The organism is Cupriavidus phytohabitans (genome assembly GCF_000426345.1).
Classification (GTDB): Bacteria; Pseudomonadota; Gammaproteobacteria; order Burkholderiales; family Burkholderiaceae; genus Cupriavidus.
Map to the genome: position 1 here is coordinate 174,083 of NZ_AUFE01000005.1, position 18,497 is coordinate 192,579.

Below are 18,497 nucleotides of genomic sequence, written 5' to 3' on the forward strand. Positions count from 1 at the left end.
GTCTGCACCAGTGAAAGGCAAGAGTATCACCGTGGCGAAACAGCAGAATACCGAAGTCGAGAGCAAGCGAGCGGCAGCAGCCGGCGCCAAGAGCGGAGCCGCCAAGGCGGACAGTACCGCGACGGCAACCAAGGCACGCACCGCGACCCCTGCATCCGTTGCATCCGAGCGTCCCGCTGCCCCGGCAATCAAGCCGGAGCCGAAAAAGCGCGGCCGCAAGCCCAAGGCCGAGATGCAGCACGACGACAGCACAACAGACGACGTGACTGAAGAGTTTTACGAGAACGACATGCGTGCTGCGGCGCCCGCAGCCGCGCCGAAGACCGAAAAGCAGAAGGCCAAGGACCGCAAGGCCAAGGAAAAGGCCCTGCTCAAGGAGTTCGCCTCGACCCAGCAGGGGACCGAAGAGGAGCTCGAGCTGCGTCGCCAGAAGCTCAAGGCGCTGATCAAGCTCGGCAAGTCGCGCGGCTACCTGACCTACGCGGAAATCAACGATCACCTGCCGGACGACATGGTCGATTCGGAAACGATCGACACGCTGGTCGCCACGCTGAACGACATCGGCATCGCTGTCTACGAACAGGCGCCGGATGCCGAGACGCTGCTGCTCAACGACAACGCGCCGTCTGCCACCAGCGAGGAAGAAGCCGAGGAAGAGGCCGAGGCGGCCCTGTCCACGGTTGACTCCGAATTCGGCCGCACCACCGACCCTGTGCGCATGTACATGCGTGAAATGGGCACGGTCGAGCTGCTCACCCGCGAGGGCGAGATCGAGATCGCCAAGCGCATCGAAGCCGGCCTGAAGGACATGGTGATGGCGATCTCGGCATGCCCGGTCACCATCTCCGAGATCCTGGCCCATGCCGAGCGCGTCGCCAACGACGAGATCAAGATCGACGAGTTCGTCGACGGCCTGATCGACCCGAACGCCGACGAAGCCCCTGAAGCACCTTCGGCCCCGGCCGCGGCGTCCGACGATGACGAGGACAGCGACGAGGAAGGCGACGAAGAGGGCGACGAGGACGATGACGACGAAGGCGGCGCCGGCGCCGGTGCCTCCGCGCGCCAGCTGGAAGAGCTGAAGCAGAACGCGCTGGAAAAATTCCGCGTGATCGCCGAGCAGTTCGACAAGATGCGCCGTGCCTTCGAGAAGGAAGGCTACAAGTCCAAGCCTTACGTCAAGGCGCAGGAAGCCATCCAGGCCGAACTGATGGGCATTCGTTTCACCGCTCGCAATGTCGAGCGCCTGTGCGACACGCTGCGCGGCCAGGTGGACGAAGTGCGCAAGCTCGAGCGCTCGATCCTGAATATCGTGGTCGACAAGTGCGGCATGCCACGCTCGGAATTCGTCGCCCGCTTCCCGGGCAACGAGACCAACCTCGAGTGGATCAGCACCGTGGTGGCCGACGGCAAGGGCTACAGCGCCATCGTCGAGCGCAACGTGCCGGCCGTGCACGAACTGCAGCAGAAGCTGATCGACCTGCAGTCGCGCGTGGTGCTGCCGCTGAAGGAACTCAAGGGCGTCAACCGCAAGATGGCCGAGGGCGAGCGTCGTGCCCGCGAAGCCAAGCGCGAGATGACCGAGGCCAACCTGCGCCTGGTGATCTCGATCGCCAAGAAGTACACGAACCGCGGCCTGCAGTTCCTCGACCTGATCCAGGAAGGCAACATCGGCCTGATGAAGGCGGTGGACAAGTTCGAATACCGCCGCGGCTACAAATTCTCGACGTACGCCACGTGGTGGATCCGCCAGGCCATCACGCGCTCGATCGCCGACCAGGCGCGCACCATCCGTATCCCGGTGCACATGATCGAGACGATCAACAAGATGAACCGCATCTCGCGCCAGATCCTGCAGGAAACCGGCAATGAGCCGGATCCGGCAACGCTGGCCGAGAAGATGGAGATGCCGGAAGACAAGATCCGCAAGATCATGAAGATCGCCAAGGAACCGATCTCCATGGAAACGCCGATCGGTGACGACGACGATTCCCATCTGGGCGACTTCATCGAGGACACCAACACGCTGGCCCCGGCCGAAGCGGCGCTGCACGGCTCCATGCGCGACGTCGTCAAGGACGTGCTGGACTCGCTGACGCCGCGCGAAGCCAAGGTGCTGCGCATGCGCTTCGGCATCGAAATGAGCACCGACCATACGCTGGAAGAGGTCGGCAAGCAGTTCGACGTCACGCGCGAACGGATCCGCCAGATAGAGGCCAAGGCACTGCGCAAGCTGCGCCACCCGAGCCGCTCCGACAAGCTGAAGAGTTTCCTGGAAGGCAACTAAACGCTTCCAAGGGCCTCTAGCTCATGCCTGGTTAGAGCAGCGGACTCATAATCCGTTGGTGCCGTGTTCGACTCACGGGAGGCCCACCAATGCTGAAAAGGGGGTTACGGTGAATGCCGTAACCCCCTTTCTGCTTACGCCGGTGACTTCCGGAGCCCCACATCCGGCAACGCCGCTTCGTCCTCCGGCACCGGTCCGACCACCTCTGCCTGCCGCTGACCGCGGGCAAACACTGGAACTTTAGCCATCGTAGCGATGGACTAAGGTATTCGGATGCAATGGATTCGCAACCGTTCAACCTGACGAGGAGTCGGATCCATGTCTTATATCGACGGATTCTTGCTGGCCGTGCCGCAGGCCAATCGCGAAACCTACCGCCAGGTGGCGCAGAAGGCCGCAGCGGTGTTCAAGGAGCACGGCGCGCTGAAGGTAGTGGAATGCTGGGGTGACGACGTGCCGGAAGGGAAGGTGACGTCCTTCACCATGGCGGTCAAGCGCAAGGACGATGAGGCGGTGGTGTTCTCGTGGATCGTCTGGCCGTCAAAAGAGAAGCGCGACACCGGCATGAAGGCGGCGATGGAAGACCCGCGCCTGAAGGAAGGGATGGACCCGATGCCGTTCGATGGCCAGCGGATGATCTATGGCGGCTTCGAGGTAATTGTCGACGAGTAAGGCGCGTAATGAGCAGCAGCGACGAGCACCGCGCCGGCGTGGCGGCGCGGTGCCCGGGCAAGCTCAGATCAGATTAGGTGAAAGACCATTCCGAGGGCGATCGCCCCGCCTACGGTTTCCAGTGCTGCGAGGGCAAGAAGGTTCTTCAGTACGAATGCGTCTTCTTTTTTCGTCACCATGGTCTGTCTCCCGGTCATTGGAATCGTCTTGGTGCTCCATCGACTGCGGCGATACGCCGCGTTGGCGGTGCCCTGTCAATGTGATACCAGTAGACCGCATGCGCGGCGGGACGGGAAGCTGGCGGAAACCCGCTCGGAGAAAACCCCGATACCAGGGGTGGCGGGCGCGAGTGATGATTGACAGGCTTTGCAGGCAGCCCCAGGCGCGTGCCCAAAGCCCGCATTTGGGTGATGTGCGCCGTGACCCGATCGGCCAAGATCACTGCGTGGGTAATCGGAAGGTTGCCCCGCTACCACTTGAGCCCCGCTGCCCTCCCCGGTACGCGGGGCTTTTTCATCGCGAGCCAGCCAGCCGGGTCAGGGCATTCACGCCGACGCTGCTGATGGCGCCCCTGCTAATCGCAGGGGCAACGACACCTTCAAGGACTTCATGCCGATCGCCATGGCCTGCGGCCTGCGCATCGTGATGGTGGGTCACCAACCGTGCAGCAGAAGATGATGGGCACCGTCACCGCCTATTTGCCGCCGAGCAGCTGGCGGCGCGCATGAGCGGCGACTGCAAGAAGTGGGGCAAGGTAATCCGGGATAACGGCATCCGCGGCGCTGGAGGGTACCTGGATGCCGGGCTGGCGGTCCGGCGGATTCGCCTGTCAGGCCGCCTGTTGTGCAGGCTGGGCCGGCTGACTCGCCGGCCGCGGTGGCAAGGGCAGGGCGGCGGCCAGGCCAAGGAACTGGCTCGAAGTGCGCAGGAACTGCTGGCAGGTCTGGCGGAATTGCTCGAAGTCCATAATGGTCTCGGTGGTCGGAGGGTGGCGTTCGCGCGGCCGGTCGCGGCTGGCCTTGTCTACGGCGCCGCCGGCATCATCCATTGCCGATGTGACAGTTTCTTTAAAACGCCCCCGCGTAGCCGCAGCACGGTCGCGGCGCCGGCACGGCCGGGCCATGCTGGTCACTGTGCGTGCAGAAATGCTAAAATTTAAGTCTTTGATTCTCTTGGTCAAAAGCTGCATGCCTGTGCAAGCGGCATGGCCGCGCCGGCACCTCTCCGGTGCCAGCCGAGAGCCAGGGCGAGATGAGTTCCAGACGCGTATCCGTTTGTGCCGGGTTCGCCTCCCGCCAGACACCGATACCCATGACCACTACGACCGCACCAGAACCCAACACCGCCGGGCAGACCGCGGTGCAGACCTTCGAAAGCTTTGGCCTGGACGCGCGCATCCTGCGTGCCTTGTCCGACCAGGGCTACACCACGCCTACGCCGATCCAGGCGCAGGCGATCCCGGTCGTACTGCTCGGCAAGGACGTGATGGGCGCCGCGCAGACCGGCACCGGCAAGACCGCCGGTTTCGCGCTGCCGATCATCCAGCGCCTGCTGCCGCTGGCCAACGCCAGCGCCTCGCCGGCGCGCCACCCGGTGCGCGCGCTGATGCTGACGCCCACGCGCGAACTGGCGGACCAGGTCTACGACAACGTCGCCCGCTATGCCAAGCACACCGACCTGCGCAGCACCGTGGTATTCGGCGGCGTCGACATGAACCCGCAGACCGATGCCCTGCGCCGCGGCGTCGAGATCCTGGTGGCCACGCCCGGCCGCCTGCTCGACCACGTGCAGCAGAAGTCGGTCAACCTGTCGCAGGTGCAGATGCTGGTGCTGGACGAGGCCGACCGGATGCTCGACATGGGCTTCCTGCCGGACCTGCAGCGCATCATCAACCTGCTGCCGGCGCAGCGCCAGACGCTGCTGTTCTCGGCGACGTTCTCGGCGGAAATCAAGCGGCTGGCCGCCAGCTACCTGAAGCAGCCGGTCACCATCGAGGTGGCGCGCAGCAACTCGACCAATGAGAACGTGCGCCAGACCGTGTACCAGGTCGAAGATGGCCACAAGCAGGCGGCGGTGGTGCACCTGCTCAAGCAGCGGGCCGAGCAGGGACTGTCGCGCCAGTGCATCGTCTTCGTCAACAGCAAGATCGGCTGCTCGCGCCTGGCGCGGCACCTGGAGCGCGAGGGCATCAATGCCTCCGCGATCCACGGCGACAAGACCCAGACCGAGCGTATGCAGACGCTGGACGGCTTCAAGAGCGGCACCATCGACGCGCTGGTTGCCACCGACGTGGCGGCGCGCGGGCTCGATATCCCCGACATGCCCTGCGTGATCAACTTCGATGTGCCGTACAGCGCCGAGGACTACGTGCACCGCATCGGCCGGACCGGCCGTGCCGGCGCCAGCGGCGATGCACTGTCGATCTTCGTGCCGGGCAACGATGAGCGCCTGCTGTCCGACATCGAGAAGCTGATCAAGCGCAGCATTCCGCGCGGCAAGCTGGAGGGCTTCGACCCGACCGGCGAGAAGTCGCGCCAGGATGATGCAGAGCGCCGCCGCCAGCGCGGCGACCTGCGCCGCGCGCGTGGCAACGGCGACGAGGAGCGGCCGCGCCGCCACGAGCACAGCGGCAGCCGCCAGGTGTTCCGTCCGTCGGACGATCCGTTCTTCTCGCGTCCGTACGAGCCCAGCGCCAGCAGCTCGCAGGTCAAGCCGTCGGAGGAAATCGCCGCCGCGCTGAGCCGTGGCCGCCAGGCGCCCAAGCGGCCGGTCGCGGCGCTGCTGGGCGGCGTGCCGCGCAAGTCCTGATCGGGCGATCCTGCTGAGGCGGCCTGCAGCTCAGGCCGCCGCCATCCGCTGGCGCCAGTTCTCCGTGGCGCGCGCCAGCCAGTCCCGCACATTCCCTTCGTTGTTCGCCAGTCCCAGGTGCCTGCCTGCCTGGCGCAGCGCCTCCAGCGGCGCGCTGGTGTCGATCGCCTGCGCGCCGCTCTGCTTGCTCAGCTTTTCCCCGATCTCGTTGACCACCACCGGCACATGCAGGTAGCTCGGCGTGGGCAGGCCCAGCAGGTGCTGCAGGTGGATCTGCCGTGGCGTCGAGTCGAGCAGGTCGGCGCCGCGCACGATATGCGTGATGCCCTGCAGGCCATCGTCCACCACCACCGCCAGCTGGTAGGCCCATAGCCCGTCGGCGCGGCGCAGCACGAAGTCGCCCAGTTCGGTTTCGAGGTCCTGGCACTGGCGCCCCTGCCAGCGGTCGTCGAAGCAGATCGTCGCGGCCGGGCCATCCGGCACGCGCACGCGCCAGGCGCGCGGCAGCTTGCCGTTCAGGCCGTGCCGGCAAGTGCCGGGGTAGCCAAGCGTCTGGTGCCGCTCCCGCACGTGCACCAGCGAATCGGCGATTTCCTTGCGCGAGCAGCCGCAGGGGTAGAGCTGTCCGGCGGCGTCGAGCTGGCGCAGTGCCTCGGCGTAGTGCACCTCGCGCCGGCTTTGCCACACCGGCGGCTCGTCCGGCATCATGCCCAGGCGCTCCAGCGTCCGCAGGATGTCGTCGTCGGCACCACGCACGCAGCGCGGCATGTCGATGTCCTCGATGCGCACCAGCCACTGGCCGCCATGCGCGCGCGCATCCAGCCAGCTGGCCAGCGCGGTGACCAGCGAGCCCATATGCAGCGGGCCGGTCGGCGAGGGGGCAAAGCGGCCGCGGTAGCCGCCCGCCGAGGCAAACTTTGCAGCCGTCACTGCCATGCGGACACCCTCAGCCGGCAAGTTCGGATTGCAGCAGCAGCGCCTGCGCCAGGCGTGGGTCTTCCAGCTTGCCGGCCCACCATTGCAGCGCCTTGCCGCGGTTGCTGGTGCGCCAGGCCACCTTGAAATTGCCCGGGGCGCGCACCTCGACTGTCTCGCGCACCTGCAGCACGCCGCTTTCGATATGCGGCTGCGCCATCGGCGCCGGCAGCCAGCCGCAGCCGAGCCCGCGGATCTGCGCTTCCATCTTGTCGCGCATGGTCGGGACCACCAGCACGTCCTGCCCGGCCAGCACGCCATGGGTGCGCGCCGGCAGGTTGCGCGAGGTGTCGCCCACCGCGACGATACGGTGTTTGGCGATCTGGATGGTAGTGAGCGGGCCTTCCTCGGTGGCCAGCGGATGGTGCGCCGCCACCGCGAACACGAACGGCACCGTGCCCAGCGGCCGGATCTGGAAGCCCTGCGTGCTCGGCGCATCGTAGGCGCCGCCGATCACGAGGTCGGCACGGTTGCTGACCAGCGCGTCCCAGGCACCGCCCAGCACTTCCTTGGCAAAGCGCAGCCGCGTCGCGGTGTTCTCGGCATAGAAATCGTGGATTACCGGCAGCAGCGCGCGGAAATTGATCAGGTCGTCCACCACGATGGTCAGCGTGGCTTCCCAGCCGGTGGCCAGCCGCTTGACGCGGCGCGCGAGGTCGTCGGCGGCGTGCAGCAGGTGGCGGCCCTCATCGAGCAGTGCGCGTCCGGCCGGGGTCAGCTCGGCGCGGTGGCGGCGCCGGTCGAACAGCAGCACGTCCAGGTCTTCTTCCAGCTTGCGCACCACGTAGGTCAGCGCGGAGGGCACCTTGCCCATCTCGTGGGCGGCGGCGGCGAAGCTGCCCTTGCGCTCGATGGCGTCCAGGACTTCGAGGGATTCAAGTGAGAGTGGCATATTCAGAAAAACTGAATGAGTGCTTCTAAGGTGATCCCCGTAAATATACGCGTCGGGGCCTAAACTTCCTAGCATCAACAACGCAATACATGCCGCCAAACGGTTGCAAGCGGTTCGGATGCCGGTGGCGACACGAAAACAGGCCAAGGAGGGCCATCAAAATGATTGAAATCAGAAAGTCTGCAGAGCGCGGTTATGCGGATCACGGCTGGCTGAAGTCCTATCATTCGTTCTCGTTTGCCGACTACTACGATCCGCAGCATGTGCAGTTCGGGCCGCTGCGCGTGATCAACGAGGACCGCGTCGCGCCGGGCATGGGCTTTGGCACGCACGGCCACCGCGACATGGAGATCATCAGCTACGTGCTCGAAGGCGAGCTGGCGCACAAGGACAGCATGGGCAACGGCAGCGTGATCCGCCCGGGCGACGTGCAGCGCATGAGCGCCGGCACCGGCGTGCGTCACTCCGAGTACAACCATGCGGCGCACGATACGACCCACTTCCTGCAGATCTGGATCATGCCGGCGCAGAATGGCATCGAGCCAGGCTACGAGGAAAAGCACTTCGAGGCGGCCGACAAGCGCGGCAAGCTGCGCCTGGTCGCCAGCCAGGACGGCGCCGACGGTTCGGTGGTGGTGCACCAGGACGTGCGCCTGTACGCCGGGCTGTTCGACGGCGAGGAGGCGGCCACGCTGGCCCTCGCTCCGGGCCGCCGCGCCTATGTCCATGTGGCGCGCGGCCGCGTGCTGGTCAACGGCACGGCGCTGGAAGCGGGCGATGCGGCCAGGCTGGAGTCGGTCGGCGAGATCGCGCTGTCCGGCGGCGACAAGGCCGAGGTGCTGGTGTTCGATTTGCCCTGATCCCCCGCCACGCGCAGTTTCGATCGAAGAAGTCCTGCCCGCCCACCGGCGGGCTTTTGCTTTTTGTATCGCAATGGGTAGAGTCAGGTATCGCTGTGCTATCTTCTCGCTATGCATTGCGCCTGTACCGGCACATCGGGTGGGGCGCGCCCCCTTGGAACACCCGTACCAAGATGACCTTTGTTTCTATTCTCCTGGCGCTGATCGCCGAGCAGTTCCGCGCCCTGGGCCGCAACAACCCGATCCACGAGATCGTGCGCGCGCTGGGCGACCGCGCCGAGCATGCTTTCGACACCGGCCGCCCCCGCGATGCCGCGCTGGCCTGGTTCACCGTAGTGCTGCCGCTGACGCTGGCGGTGGTCGTGGTGCATTACCTGCTGGCTTCGATCAGCGTGGCGCTGACCCTCGCCTGGAACGTGCTGGTGCTGTACATGACGCTGGGCTTCCGCCAGTTCAGCCACTACTTCACCGACATCCACGAGGCGCTGAACCGCGACGACGTCCACACAGCGCGCACGCTGCTGCATGAGTGGACCGGCCTCGACACGGTCGAGATGCCGGTCACCGAAATCGTGCGGCACACGCTCGAAGCAGCGATCATCGCCGTGCACCGGCATGTGTTCGGCGTGTTCTTCTGGTTCCTGGTGCCGGTCGGGCCCGGCGGCGTGGTGCTGTACCGCGTCGCGGAATACCTCGGGCGCCACTGGAACGAGCCGTCGACCGAGCGCAGCCCCGCGCTGGGCCGTTTCGCCGCGCACGCGTTCTACCTGCTCGACTGGATCCCCTCGCGCCTCACCGCGATCGGCTTTGCCATCGTCGGCAATTTCGAGGATGCGGTGTACGCGTGGCGCAATCATGCGCGCAAGTGGAACGACGCGGTCAACGGCATCCTGCTCGCCAGCGGCGGCGGGGCGCTGGGCGTGCGCCTGGGCACGCCACTGGCCGAGGATGACTCCACCGTGGTGCTGCGTGCCAGCGTGGTCGGCCCGGCGGTGGACTATGCGCCCGGCATGGAAGAGGACAACGGTCCTGAGCCGTCGGCGCCGGAATTCGGCGCCGAGCCTGGCGTGCGCACGCTGCAGTCGGCAGTCGGGCTGGTATGGCGTGCGGTGGTGCTGTGGATGTTGCTGCTCGCCATGGTGTCGCTGGCGCTGTGGGTGGGCTGATACGGGCGTAGGTGAAAGCGGCCGCCGGCGCTAGTCGCGTGCCGCACCGCAGCGCCAGCAGGCGCCAAATTGTGCCTCATGCCATTCGTGGCAGTGGCGGCATTGCCAGCTTGGCCCCGGCACCGGGTTCGCCGCGGCATTGAGCGCCGCCCACGCCTGCGCCTCCGTCTCGTCATCGACCAGCCAGACCTGCGGCGCGCTTTCCCGGAACGGGATCTCGCCGGTGGCCCCGCCCAGCCAGGTGTTGCGCAGTTCCGCCCGGATGCCGGCAGCCTGCAGGACGTTCTTGCAATGGGCGGCGTGGACCAGCGAGGTGGCGTACAGCAGCAGTTTCATGGCAGCTCACCGGTTACCCAGGTGCGCTTACCTTACCACGGCTTCTGCTGGCTGGACTCGTGCAGCAGCTGCGCGTAGAGCTGGTGGCGGCGCTCGGCGATCGCGCCGGAGGCCACCGCCGCCAGCACGCCGCAGCCTGGTTCGTTGGTGTGGTGGCAGTTGTAGAAGCGGCACTCCGTCAGCCGCGGCCGGAACTCCGGGAAGGCGCGTTCCAGCATGCCTTCGCTGAGGTGGTACAGGCCGAATTCCTGGAAGCCGGGCGAGTCGATCAGCGCACCCTGGCGTCCGTCGACCGTGCCCCAGTCCGCCGGCAGGTGGTACAGCCGCGTGAAGGTGGTGGTGTGCTTGCCGGAATCGAGCTTGGCCGAGATCTCGCGCGTCTGCGCGTCGACGCCCGGGATCAGCAGGTTGAGCAGCGACGACTTGCCCATGCCAGACTGGCCGATCAGGATGCTGGACAGCCCGGCCAGCCGCGGCTGCAGCGCCCCCAGCGCCTGGTCGGGATCGGCGCGCACCGACAGCTCCAGCGTGTCGTAGCCAAGCTCGCGGTACAGCGCCAGGCGCCGCCGCGCCTCCTCCAGGCGTTCCGGCAGGTCGGTCTTGTTGAGCACGATCAGCGGCCGGATCTCCAGTGCCTCGGCCGATACCAGCGCGCGCCCAAGCAGGTCTTCGGAGAAGCCCGGCTCGGTCGCCAGCACGATGATGACCTGGTCGATATTGGCCGCCAGCAGCTTGGACTTGAACTGGTCCGAGCGATGCAGCAGGTTCTTGCGCGCCTGCACCCTGGTGATCACGCACTGGTCGGCCGCGGCGAGCTCGACGCTGACATGGTCGCCCACGGCGCTGTCGCTCTTCTTGCCGCGCGGGAAGGCATGCATGCGCGTGCCGTCGGCCAGCTCGACGACGTAGTGGCGGCCGTGCGCGGCGATGATCAGTGCGGGCTCGGCGCTTTTGCCTGCATTCGTGCCGGCATTGGCGCTGCCGGCGCCGCGGTGTCGGGAGGTGCGGCTCATGCGTGCGCCAGCAACCGGTCGATCCGCTGCGCGGCGGGCGGATGCGAGTAGTAGAAGGCGCTGTAGAGCGGATCGGGCGTGAGGGTCGAAGCGTTGTCCTTGTACAGCTTCACCAGTGCCGACACCAGGTGGCCGGCGTTGGTCTGGTCGGCGGCGAAGGCGTCGGCCTCGAATTCATGGCGGCGCGACGACTGGCTCGACAGCGGGCCGAGCAGGAAGGTGAACACCGGCAGCGTCAGGAAGAACAGCACCAGTGCCAGCGCATGGTTGGACACGCCCAGGTTGGGCGCCACGCCGAGGCCGGTGTAGAACCACGTGCGCGTCGCCAGCCAGCCCAGCAGCGCGAGGAACACGAGGCTCAGTGCAAAGGTGACCGCGATGCGCTTGGCCACGTGGCGGCGCTTGAAGTGGCCGAGTTCGTGCGCCAGCACCGCCTCGATCTCGTCGCCCGACAGGCGCGCCAGCAGCGTGTCGAAGAAGACGATGCGCTTGGCCGCGCCGAAGCCGGTGAAGTAGGCGTTGCCGTGCGCGCTGCGCTTGCTGCCGTCCATCACGAACAGGCCCTTGCTGGCAAAGCCGCAGCGCTGCATCAGGGCCTCGATGCGCTGGCGCAGCGATTCGTCGGTCAGCGGCTCGAACTTGTTGAACAGCGGCGCGATAAAGGTCGGGAACACCACCAGCAGGAACAGGTTGAAGCCCATCCACACCAGCCACGTCCATAGCCACCACAGCGAGCCGGCGCGCTCCATCAGCCACAGTACCGCCAGCAGCAGCGGCAGGCCCAGCACGCTCGCGACCAGCAGCATCTTGACCATGTCGGCCAGCCACAGGCGGAAGGTCATCTTGTTGAAGCCGAAGCGCTCCTCGATGCCGAACTGGCCATAGAGCGAGAAGGGCAGGTCGACCAGCCCCCCGATCACCGCCACGCTGGCGACCAGCGCCACGCCATACGCATAGCCCGGGCCGAAGGTTTCCAGCCAGGCCTGGTTGAGCCACTGCAGCCCGCCCAGCATGGTGAAGCCGATCAGCACCGCCGCGCCGGCCAGCACTTCTAGCATCGACAGCCGGGTGCGGGCGATGGTGTAGTCGGCCGCCTTCTGGTGCGAGGCGAGCGAGATGGTGTCGGCAAAACGCGCCGGCACCGCATTCCGGTGCTGTGCCACATGGCGCACCTGGCGCGCGGCCAGCCAGAGCTTGGTCAGCACCATCAGCACCAGCGCGGCGAGGAAGACAATCGTGAACATCGGCAAGAGCCTTGGGACGGATATGCGAGAATTATAAGTTGTTCGTGTCCGCCTCCGCCGCGGCCGCTTTCCCAAATCCCTTTCTCAGCAGTCCCGATGACCACCCACGCCACCGCCAAATCCGTCAAGAGTGAGAACAACCTGATCTGGCTGGACATGGAAATGACCGGCCTGCAGCCGGATACCGACCGCATCATCGAGATCGCGATCGTCATTACCGACTCCGAACTGAACATCCTGGCCGAGGGGCCGGTGCTGGTGATCCACCAGAGCGATGCCGTGCTCGACGGCATGGACAACTGGAACAAGGGCACCCACGGCCGCTCCGGCCTGATCGACAAGGTCAAGGCGTCCACGCTGACCGAGGAGCAGGCCGAGGCCGAGCTGCTGGCCTTCCTCAAGCGCTGGGTGCCGGCCGGCAAGTCGCCGATGTGCGGCAACTCGATCTGCCAGGACCGCCGCTTCATGGCGCGCTACATGCCCAAGCTCGAGGCGTTCTTCCATTACCGCAACCTGGACGTGTCCACGCTCAAGGAACTGTGCAAGCGCTGGGAGCCGGTCATCCACAAGGGTTTCGTCAAGCGCCAGCTGCACACGGCGCTGGCCGACATCCTGGAATCGGTGGAAGAGCTGCGCTACTACCGCACGCACTTTATCCGTCACACGCCGCCGGGCGCGCCGGCGGCCACTCCGCCTGCCGACACTCCTGCTGCCGACACCCCGGCGCAATAAGCCGGGTTCCCGGCCTGCGACGACAACAATAACCAACCACCACTGACGGGGCGCGCGCTGCCCTCCCGGGCACCTCCCGTCGAGCCTGCCATGTTCGAGCGCATCGTATCCATCATCACGCCGGTCATCCTGATCATCCTGGTCGGGTGGCTGTACGGGCGCAAGGCCCATCCGGACATGGCCGGCATCAACCGCGCCACGCTCGACGTGATCGCGCCGCTGCTGGTGGTGTCGGCCTTTGTCAGCAAGGAATTCGTGCTGGCCGACCAGCTGGTGCTGCTGGTCTGCGCGGTGGCGGTGGTGCTGGGTTCGGGCGTGCTGGCGTGGGCGGTGGCGCGGCTGCTCAAGGTCGATCCGCGCACGTTCGTGCCGCCGATGATGTTCAACAACTGCGGCAACATGGGTTTGCCGCTGTCGGTCTTTGCCTTCGGCCACGCCGGGCTGGCACCGGCGGTGGCGCTGTTCGCGGCGTCGAACCTGATGCACTTCACCCTCGGCCTGAAGATCGTCAACCGGCATGCGTCGATGGCGCAGATCGCGCGCAACCCGATGGTGCTGGCCACGGTGGCCGGCGTCGGGCTGTCGCTGGCGCGGCCCTGGTTCACGTTGCCGGACCCGGTCTACCAGTCGGTCAAGCTGCTGGGCGATGCCACCGTGCCGCTGATGCTGTTCGCGCTGGGCGTGCGCATGAAGGACGTGAGCCTGCGCAACTGGGGCATGGGCCTGGTGGGCGCGGTCGCGTGCCCGCTGACCGGCATCGCGGTGGCGCTGCTGCTGGCGCAGTGGGTGCCGCTGACGGACCTGCAGCGCGGGCTGCTGTTCGTGTTCGCAGCGCTGCCGCCGGCGGTGCTGAACTTCCTGATTGCCGATCATTTCCGGCAGGAGCCCGACCAGGTCGCGTCGATCGTGCTGCTCGGCAACATTGCGGCGGTGGTGTTCGTGCCGGTGGGGTTGTACCTGGGATTGCGTTGAGGCGCAGGGGGCGGCTGCCGCCGGCAGGTGCCGGCGGAGAGGTTTCTGTGACTTACTCAGCAGGCTTGGCGCGCACCGCGTTCTTCGGGCGCCAGGCCTTGACCACGGCCTCGTCGGTTTCCATGTAAGGCCCGCCGATCAGGTCGATGCAATATGGCACCGCGGCAAAGATGCCTTGCACCACCGGCTTGCCGTCGGCATCGCGCAGGCCTTCCAGCGTCTCGCGGATGGCGCGCGGCTGGCCGGGCAGGTTGATGATCAGCGCGGCGCGGCTGGCGGTCTCGCGGATCACCGCCACCTGCCGCGACAGGATCGCGGTCGGCACGAAGTGCAGGCTTACCTGCCGCATCTGCTCGCCGAAGCCTGGCATTTCCTTGGTGGCCACCGCCAGCGTGGCCTCCGGCGTGACATCGCGCCGCGCCGGGCCGGTGCCGCCGGTAGTCAGCACCAGGTCGCAGCCGGCCACGTCCACCAGATCGATCAGCGTGCGCGAGATCTGTGCCTGCTCGTCGGGGATCAGCCGCTCCACCGCCTGCCATGGCGAGGTCATCGTGCGGCCGAACCACTCGCGCAGCGCCGGGATGCCTTCATCCTGATAGGTGCCGGCCGAGGCGCGGTCCGAGACCGAGACAAAGCCGACGACGAGTTCGTCGGGATGATTGCGGGATACCGGCTGCGTGGACTGCGTCGTCTGGGTCATGCCTCGGGCTCCGGGGAAGGGGCTGCGTCGCTGGAGGCAGCGCCGTCCTTGGCGTCGAGCGCTGCCTTGATGGCCTGGAACAGTTCGCGGAAGTAGCGCGGCGGCCTGGCCTGCTCCTTTTCCTTGCGTGCGTTGCGGATGATGTTGCGCAGCGACTGGACATCGGCGACCGGGTGTTCGCCGAGGAACCGCGTCAACGCCGCGTCGTCGGCAAGCAGCAGTTCGCGCCAGCGCTCGATCAGGTGCATGCGCGCGGTCTCGGCCTTGCTGGTGCCCTTGAAGCCTTCCAGCGCGGCGCGGACCGCCTCGACTTCGTCGTCGTCGAGGCCGCGCATGACCTTGCCCACGAACTGCATCTGGCGGCGCTTGCCCTCATGGCTGGTGGTGCGGCGCGCCTCATGGATGGCGTCGGCCAGCGTTTCGGGCATGGGCACGCGCGCCAGCCGGTCCTTGGGCAGGGCCTCGAGCTCCGCGCCAAGGTCCTGCAGGGCGGTCATGTCGCGCTTGCGCTGCGACTTGCTTTTCGGTTCGTCGTCTTCGGGCTCCGGCGAAAACGCGCCAGGGAAGCGTGAGCCTTGGGAATTACGGGAATTTCGCGTCATGACCGGCATTTTATCTTGCTATGATTCCCGCTTGGACTTTTGATGACCCCGAGGCACGGACCCCACATGGACCAGATCGCAGAACAGACCGCGCATTTCACCTACACCCAGGCCCAGCTCAGCGAGATGGCCGCCGATGTGCTGCGTGTGGCACGCGAGCTGGGCGCGACGGACGCCGCCACGGAGATCTCCGAAGGCAGCGGGCTGTCCGTATCGGTGCGCAAGGGGCAGGTGGAAACGATCGAGCAGAACCGCGACAAGGTGGTCGGCGTCACGGTGATGATCGGCAAGCGCCGCGGCAACGCCAGCACCTCGGACTTCTCGCCGGCGGCGCTGCGCGCTACCGCCGAGGCGGCCTACAACATCGCCCGCTTCACCGCGGAAGACGAATGCGCGGGCCTGGCCGAGGAAGAACTGCTGGAGCGCTCGCCGCAGGACCTGGACCTGTTCCATCCCTGGACCATCGATGCCGAGGCCGCCATCGACATCGCCACCCGCGCCGAGGCCGCCGCCTTCGCGGTGTCGCCGCGCATCCGCAACAGCGACGGCGCCAGCGTGTCGGCGCAGCACTCGCAGTTCGTGCTGGCGACTACGCGCGGTTTCTCGGGCGGCTATCCGTATTCGCGCCATTTCATCTCGTGCGCGCCGATCGCCGGCAGCGGCGGCGGCATGCAGCGCGATGACTGGTACTCGTCCAAGCGCTCGCCGCTGGCACTGGCCAACCCGGAGGACATCGGCCGCTACGCCGCCGAGCGCGCGCTGGCGCGGCTGCAGGCGCGCAAGCTGTCCACGCGCCGCTGCCCGGTGCTGTTCGAGGCGCCGCTGGCCGCCGGCCTGCTGGGCGCCTTCGTGCAGGCGGTGTCGGGCGGCGCGTTATATCGCAAGTCCACCTTCCTGTGCGATACGCTGGGCAAGGCCGTGTTCGCGCCGCACGTGCAGATCCACGAGCAGCCGCACACCCCGGGCGCCATGGGCAGCGCCCCGTTCGACGAAGAAGGCGTGCGCACTCACGAGCGCGACGTGGTCCGCGACGGCGTGGTGCAGGGTTACTTCCTGTCTACCTATTCGGCGCGCAAGCTCGGCATGAAGACCACCGGCAACGCGGGCGGCTCGCATAACCTGACGCTGCACAGCAACCTGACCGAGCCCGGCGATGACTTCCCGGCGATGCTGCGCAAGCTCGGCACCGGTCTGCTGGTGACGGAGCTGATGGGGCAGGGCGTCAACTACGTGACCGGCGATTATTCGCGCGGTGCGTCGGGCTACTGGGTCGAGAACGGCGTGATCCAGTACCCGGTGGAGGAAATCACCATTGCCGGCAATATGGCCGAGATGTTCCGGCAGATCGTCGCGATCGGCGCCGATTCGCTGATCCGCGGCACCAAGGAAACCGGCTCGATCCTGATCGAGCAGATGACCATCGCCGGCAACTGACCAGCGACTGACGGAACTGCGAGCCGCCTTCGGGCGGCTCGCTTTCGTTTACCAGCGTCTACGCGAGGAACATGCGGTACGCCGGGTTGTTGCTGACTTCCTGCCAGGGATAGCCCAGCGTGGCCAGCCGCTCGCGGAATGCGTGTACCTGGCCGTCGGTGACCTGGATGCCGGCCAGCACCGATCCCGTATCGCCGCCCTGGTTGCGGTAGTGGAACAGGCTGATGTTCCAGTCCGGCGCCAGCGCCGACAGGAAGTCCATCAATGCCCCTGGCTTCTCGGGGAATTCAAAGCGGAACAAGCGTTCGCCGCGCGCCAGCGGCGAGCGCCCGCCGATCATATGGCGGACGTGCCCCTTGGCCACCTCGTCGGCGGTCAGGTCGAGCGCCGGGAAGCCGTCGGCGTGCAGCGTGTCGAGGATCTCCGTCGCCTCGCCGGCCGCGCGCAGCTGCATGCCGACAAAGACGTGCGCGGTCTGGGCATCGGCAATCCGGTAAGTGAACTCGCTGATCTGCCGGTCCCCCACCCGGGTGCACAGGCGGCGGAACGCGCCGCAGGCCTCGGGCAGCGTCACGCCGAACATGGCTTCGCGCGCGTTGCCCAGTTCGGCGCGGTCGGCAACGAAACGCATGCGCTCGAAGTTGATATTGGCGCCGGAGGTCACTGCCACCAGCGTCTGGCCGCGCAGGCCTGCGCGCGCCGCGTACTGCTTGGCCGCGGCCACCGCCAGCGCGCCGGCGGGCTCCAGCACGCTGCGGGTGTCCTCGAACACATCCTTGATCGCGGCGCACAGCGCGTCGGTGTCGACGGTGATGATCTCGTCCAGGTAGCGGCGGCACAGCCGGAAGGTCTCTTCGCCGACCAGCTTGACCGCGGTGCCGTCCGAGAACAGTCCCACTTCCTCCAGCTCGACGCGCCGTCCCGCGCGCACCGATTGCGCCATCGCGCACGAGTCCTCCGTCTGCACGCCGATGACTTTGATCTCCGGCCGCACCGCCTTGACGTAGGTGGCCACGCCGGCGGCGAGGCTGCCGCCGCCGATCGGCACGAAGATGGCGTGGATCGGGCCGCGGTGCGCGTTGAGGATTTCCGCCGCCACCGTGCCCTGGCCGGCGATGACGTCGGGGTCGTCGAATGCCGGGATAAAGGTCAGTCCCTGCTCGGCCTGCAACTGCATCGCGTGGCGGTAGGCATCGGTATAGGAGTCGCCGGCCTGCACCACCTCGACGGTGGGCCCGCCGTGCGCGCGCGCCGCGTCGACCTTGACCTGCGGCGCCGTGGTCGGCACCACGATCAGCGCGCGCACGCCGAGCCGCGCCGCGGACAGCGCCACGCCTTGCGCATGATTGCCCGCCGAGGCGGTGATGACGCCGCGCCGCAGCGCCTCGGGACTCAGGTGCGCCATCTTGTTGTAGGCGCCGCGCAGCTTGAACGAGAACACCGGCTGGGTGTCTTCGCGCTTGAGGTAGACCTGGTTGTGCAGCCGGGCGGACAGGTGCCTGGCAAGGTCCAGCTCGGTCTCGCGCGCCACATCGTAGACGCGCGCGGTCAGGATGCGCTTCAGGTAGGCGTGATGGTCGGACGCGGCGGATGTGGTGGCGTCGGTGGCGTCGTCAGCGGCGGCTTCGGCGGTGGTGTGCATGGTGCGGCTCCGGGGTTCGTTGTCGATTGCCCTGGAGCCGGAAAACAAAACACCCGCCTGCAGGGCGGGTGTTTGCGGAAACTGGTTCTGGACGCGCGCTAACCCACCATTCGGAGAATGGTGCGAATAATTCGCGCGACGGGGAAGTGACGGCGGTCCATG

Annotated in this window: 17 protein-coding genes and 1 tRNA gene; 9 read left to right on the top strand and 9 right to left on the bottom strand. The window is 66.9% G+C overall.

The genetic code is table 11. The annotated features are described in order from the left end of the window. Window positions 1–232 precede the first annotated feature (232 nt). The 3 genes from rpoD to K309_RS0105900 all read left to right on the top strand — a co-directional run bounded on the left by rpoD (window position 233) and on the right by K309_RS0105900 (window position 2,959). Window positions 233–2,287: an RNA polymerase sigma factor RpoD gene (gene rpoD / locus K309_RS0105890; RefSeq protein ID WP_245178218.1), complete on the top strand. Its 2,055-nt coding sequence runs from the start codon at window positions 233–235 to the stop codon at window positions 2,285–2,287. Window positions 2,288–2,297: 10 nt separating this feature from the next. Continuing rightward, a tRNA-Ile gene (locus tag K309_RS0105895) sits at window positions 2,298–2,376 on the top strand. Window positions 2,377–2,605: 229 nt separating this feature from the next. Next, window positions 2,606–2,959 carry a DUF1428 domain-containing protein gene (locus tag K309_RS0105900; protein ID WP_029045558.1) on the top strand — a complete coding sequence of 118 codons (354 nt, stop codon included), beginning with the start codon at window positions 2,606–2,608 and terminating at the stop codon, window positions 2,957–2,959. An 829-nt stretch (window positions 2,960–3,788) separates the two neighbouring features. Here K309_RS0105900 and K309_RS41575 read toward each other — a convergent pair. After that, window positions 3,789–4,148, bottom strand: coding sequence for a hypothetical protein (locus K309_RS41575; protein ID WP_156914310.1), 360 nt, complete (start codon window positions 4,146–4,148; stop codon window positions 3,789–3,791). Between the two features lie 122 nt (window positions 4,149–4,270). On the opposite strand from K309_RS41575, the gene K309_RS0105915 reads away from it, so the two are divergent. Continuing rightward, entirely contained in the window at window positions 4,271–5,767 is a 1,497-nt protein-coding gene (locus K309_RS0105915) for a DEAD/DEAH box helicase (RefSeq protein ID WP_029045559.1), read from the top strand. Window positions 5,768–5,797: 30 nt separating this feature from the next. On the opposite strand, the gene gluQRS is transcribed toward K309_RS0105915, so the two are convergent. Both gluQRS and K309_RS0105925 read right to left on the bottom strand, forming a co-directional pair. After that, the gene (gluQRS, locus tag K309_RS0105920; RefSeq protein WP_029045560.1) at window positions 5,798–6,703 is read right to left on the bottom strand and encodes a tRNA glutamyl-Q(34) synthetase GluQRS; all 906 of its coding nucleotides are present in this window, start codon (window positions 6,701–6,703) and stop codon (window positions 5,798–5,800) included. 10 nt (window positions 6,704–6,713) lie between these two features. Beyond that, entirely contained in the window at window positions 6,714–7,634 is a 921-nt protein-coding gene (locus tag K309_RS0105925; RefSeq protein WP_029045561.1) for a LysR family transcriptional regulator, read from the bottom strand. 161 nt (window positions 7,635–7,795) lie between these two features. Between K309_RS0105925 and K309_RS0105930 the strand changes: the two genes are divergently transcribed. Beyond that, window positions 7,796–8,494 carry a pirin family protein gene (locus tag K309_RS0105930; RefSeq protein ID WP_029045562.1) on the top strand — a complete coding sequence of 233 codons (699 nt, stop codon included), beginning with the start codon at window positions 7,796–7,798 and terminating at the stop codon, window positions 8,492–8,494. Between the two features lie 173 nt (window positions 8,495–8,667). Further along, entirely contained in the window at window positions 8,668–9,660 is a 993-nt protein-coding gene (locus tag K309_RS0105935) for a CobD/CbiB family protein (protein ID WP_029045563.1), read from the top strand. 30 nt (window positions 9,661–9,690) lie between these two features. Here K309_RS0105935 and K309_RS0105940 read toward each other — a convergent pair whose 3' ends face one another. The 3 genes from K309_RS0105940 to K309_RS0105950 are packed head-to-tail and all read right to left on the bottom strand — an operon-like array spanning window position 9,691 to window position 12,253. Further along, window positions 9,691–9,996 carry a putative signal transducing protein gene (locus tag K309_RS0105940; RefSeq protein WP_029045564.1) on the bottom strand — a complete coding sequence of 102 codons (306 nt, stop codon included), beginning with the start codon at window positions 9,994–9,996 and terminating at the stop codon, window positions 9,691–9,693. Between the two features lie 32 nt (window positions 9,997–10,028). Continuing rightward, the gene (gene rsgA, locus K309_RS0105945; RefSeq protein WP_029045565.1) at window positions 10,029–11,009 is read right to left on the bottom strand and encodes a ribosome small subunit-dependent GTPase A; all 981 of its coding nucleotides are present in this window, start codon (window positions 11,007–11,009) and stop codon (window positions 10,029–10,031) included. Beyond that, the gene (locus K309_RS0105950) at window positions 11,006–12,253 is read right to left on the bottom strand and encodes a M48 family metallopeptidase (protein ID WP_029045566.1); all 1,248 of its coding nucleotides are present in this window, start codon (window positions 12,251–12,253) and stop codon (window positions 11,006–11,008) included. The genes rsgA and K309_RS0105950 overlap by 4 nt, the downstream gene beginning before the upstream one ends. Window positions 12,254–12,349: 96 nt before the next feature. Here K309_RS0105950 and orn point away from each other — a divergent pair, with 96 nt between their 5' ends. After that, complete coding sequence (orn, locus tag K309_RS0105955; protein WP_029045567.1) at window positions 12,350–12,985, top strand: oligoribonuclease; 636 nt, start codon at window positions 12,350–12,352, stop codon at window positions 12,983–12,985. 90 nt (window positions 12,986–13,075) lie between these two features. Then, window positions 13,076–13,957, top strand: a complete 882-nt coding sequence (locus K309_RS0105960; RefSeq protein WP_029045568.1) for an AEC family transporter — start codon at window positions 13,076–13,078, stop codon at window positions 13,955–13,957. 52 nt (window positions 13,958–14,009) lie between these two features. Here the strand turns inward: K309_RS0105960 and mog are convergent, their stop codons facing one another. Then, complete coding sequence (gene mog / locus K309_RS36035) at window positions 14,010–14,657, bottom strand: molybdopterin adenylyltransferase (RefSeq protein ID WP_051320352.1); 648 nt, start codon at window positions 14,655–14,657, stop codon at window positions 14,010–14,012. Beyond that, window positions 14,654–15,268 (bottom strand): ribosome biogenesis factor YjgA, encoded by a 615-nt coding sequence (yjgA, locus tag K309_RS0105970; protein WP_029045569.1) that lies wholly within the window; start codon window positions 15,266–15,268, stop codon window positions 14,654–14,656. Before yjgA ends, mog begins: the two co-directional genes overlap by 4 nt. A 57-nt stretch (window positions 15,269–15,325) precedes the next feature. On the opposite strand from yjgA, the gene pmbA reads away from it, so the two are divergent. Then, window positions 15,326–16,693, top strand: a complete 1,368-nt coding sequence (pmbA, locus tag K309_RS0105975) for a metalloprotease PmbA (protein WP_029045570.1) — start codon at window positions 15,326–15,328, stop codon at window positions 16,691–16,693. A 58-nt stretch (window positions 16,694–16,751) separates the two neighbouring features. On the opposite strand, the gene ilvA is transcribed toward pmbA, so the two are convergent. Continuing rightward, a complete protein-coding gene (ilvA, locus tag K309_RS0105980) occupies window positions 16,752–18,335 on the bottom strand; it encodes a threonine ammonia-lyase, biosynthetic (RefSeq protein ID WP_084402366.1) in 1,584 nt (527 codons plus the stop codon). Between the last annotated feature and the right edge of the window lie 162 nt (window positions 18,336–18,497).

Bases quoted from the DNA above. Each gene is read 5' to 3' on its own strand.
- rpoD (WP_245178218.1), top strand. From the start codon at position 233: ATGCAGCACGACGACAGCACAACAGACGACGTGACTGAAGAGTTTTAC.
- K309_RS0105900 (WP_029045558.1), top strand. From the start codon at position 2,606: ATGTCTTATATCGACGGATTCTTGCTGGCCGTGCCGCAGGCCAATCGC.
- K309_RS41575 (WP_156914310.1), bottom strand. From the start codon at position 4,148: ATGCAGCTTTTGACCAAGAGAATCAAAGACTTAAATTTTAGCATTTCT.
- K309_RS0105915 (WP_029045559.1), top strand. From the start codon at position 4,271: ATGACCACTACGACCGCACCAGAACCCAACACCGCCGGGCAGACCGCG.
- gluQRS (WP_029045560.1), bottom strand. From the start codon at position 6,703: ATGGCAGTGACGGCTGCAAAGTTTGCCTCGGCGGGCGGCTACCGCGGC.
- K309_RS0105925 (WP_029045561.1), bottom strand. From the start codon at position 7,634: ATGCCACTCTCACTTGAATCCCTCGAAGTCCTGGACGCCATCGAGCGC.
- K309_RS0105930 (WP_029045562.1), top strand. From the start codon at position 7,796: ATGATTGAAATCAGAAAGTCTGCAGAGCGCGGTTATGCGGATCACGGC.
- K309_RS0105935 (WP_029045563.1), top strand. From the start codon at position 8,668: ATGACCTTTGTTTCTATTCTCCTGGCGCTGATCGCCGAGCAGTTCCGC.
- K309_RS0105940 (WP_029045564.1), bottom strand. From the start codon at position 9,996: ATGAAACTGCTGCTGTACGCCACCTCGCTGGTCCACGCCGCCCATTGC.
- rsgA (WP_029045565.1), bottom strand. From the start codon at position 11,009: ATGAGCCGCACCTCCCGACACCGCGGCGCCGGCAGCGCCAATGCCGGC.
- K309_RS0105950 (WP_029045566.1), bottom strand. From the start codon at position 12,253: ATGTTCACGATTGTCTTCCTCGCCGCGCTGGTGCTGATGGTGCTGACC.
- orn (WP_029045567.1), top strand. From the start codon at position 12,350: ATGACCACCCACGCCACCGCCAAATCCGTCAAGAGTGAGAACAACCTG.
- K309_RS0105960 (WP_029045568.1), top strand. From the start codon at position 13,076: ATGTTCGAGCGCATCGTATCCATCATCACGCCGGTCATCCTGATCATC.
- mog (WP_051320352.1), bottom strand. From the start codon at position 14,657: ATGACCCAGACGACGCAGTCCACGCAGCCGGTATCCCGCAATCATCCC.
- yjgA (WP_029045569.1), bottom strand. From the start codon at position 15,268: ATGCCGGTCATGACGCGAAATTCCCGTAATTCCCAAGGCTCACGCTTC.
- pmbA (WP_029045570.1), top strand. From the start codon at position 15,326: ATGGACCAGATCGCAGAACAGACCGCGCATTTCACCTACACCCAGGCC.
- ilvA (WP_084402366.1), bottom strand. From the start codon at position 18,335: ATGCACACCACCGCCGAAGCCGCCGCTGACGACGCCACCGACGCCACC.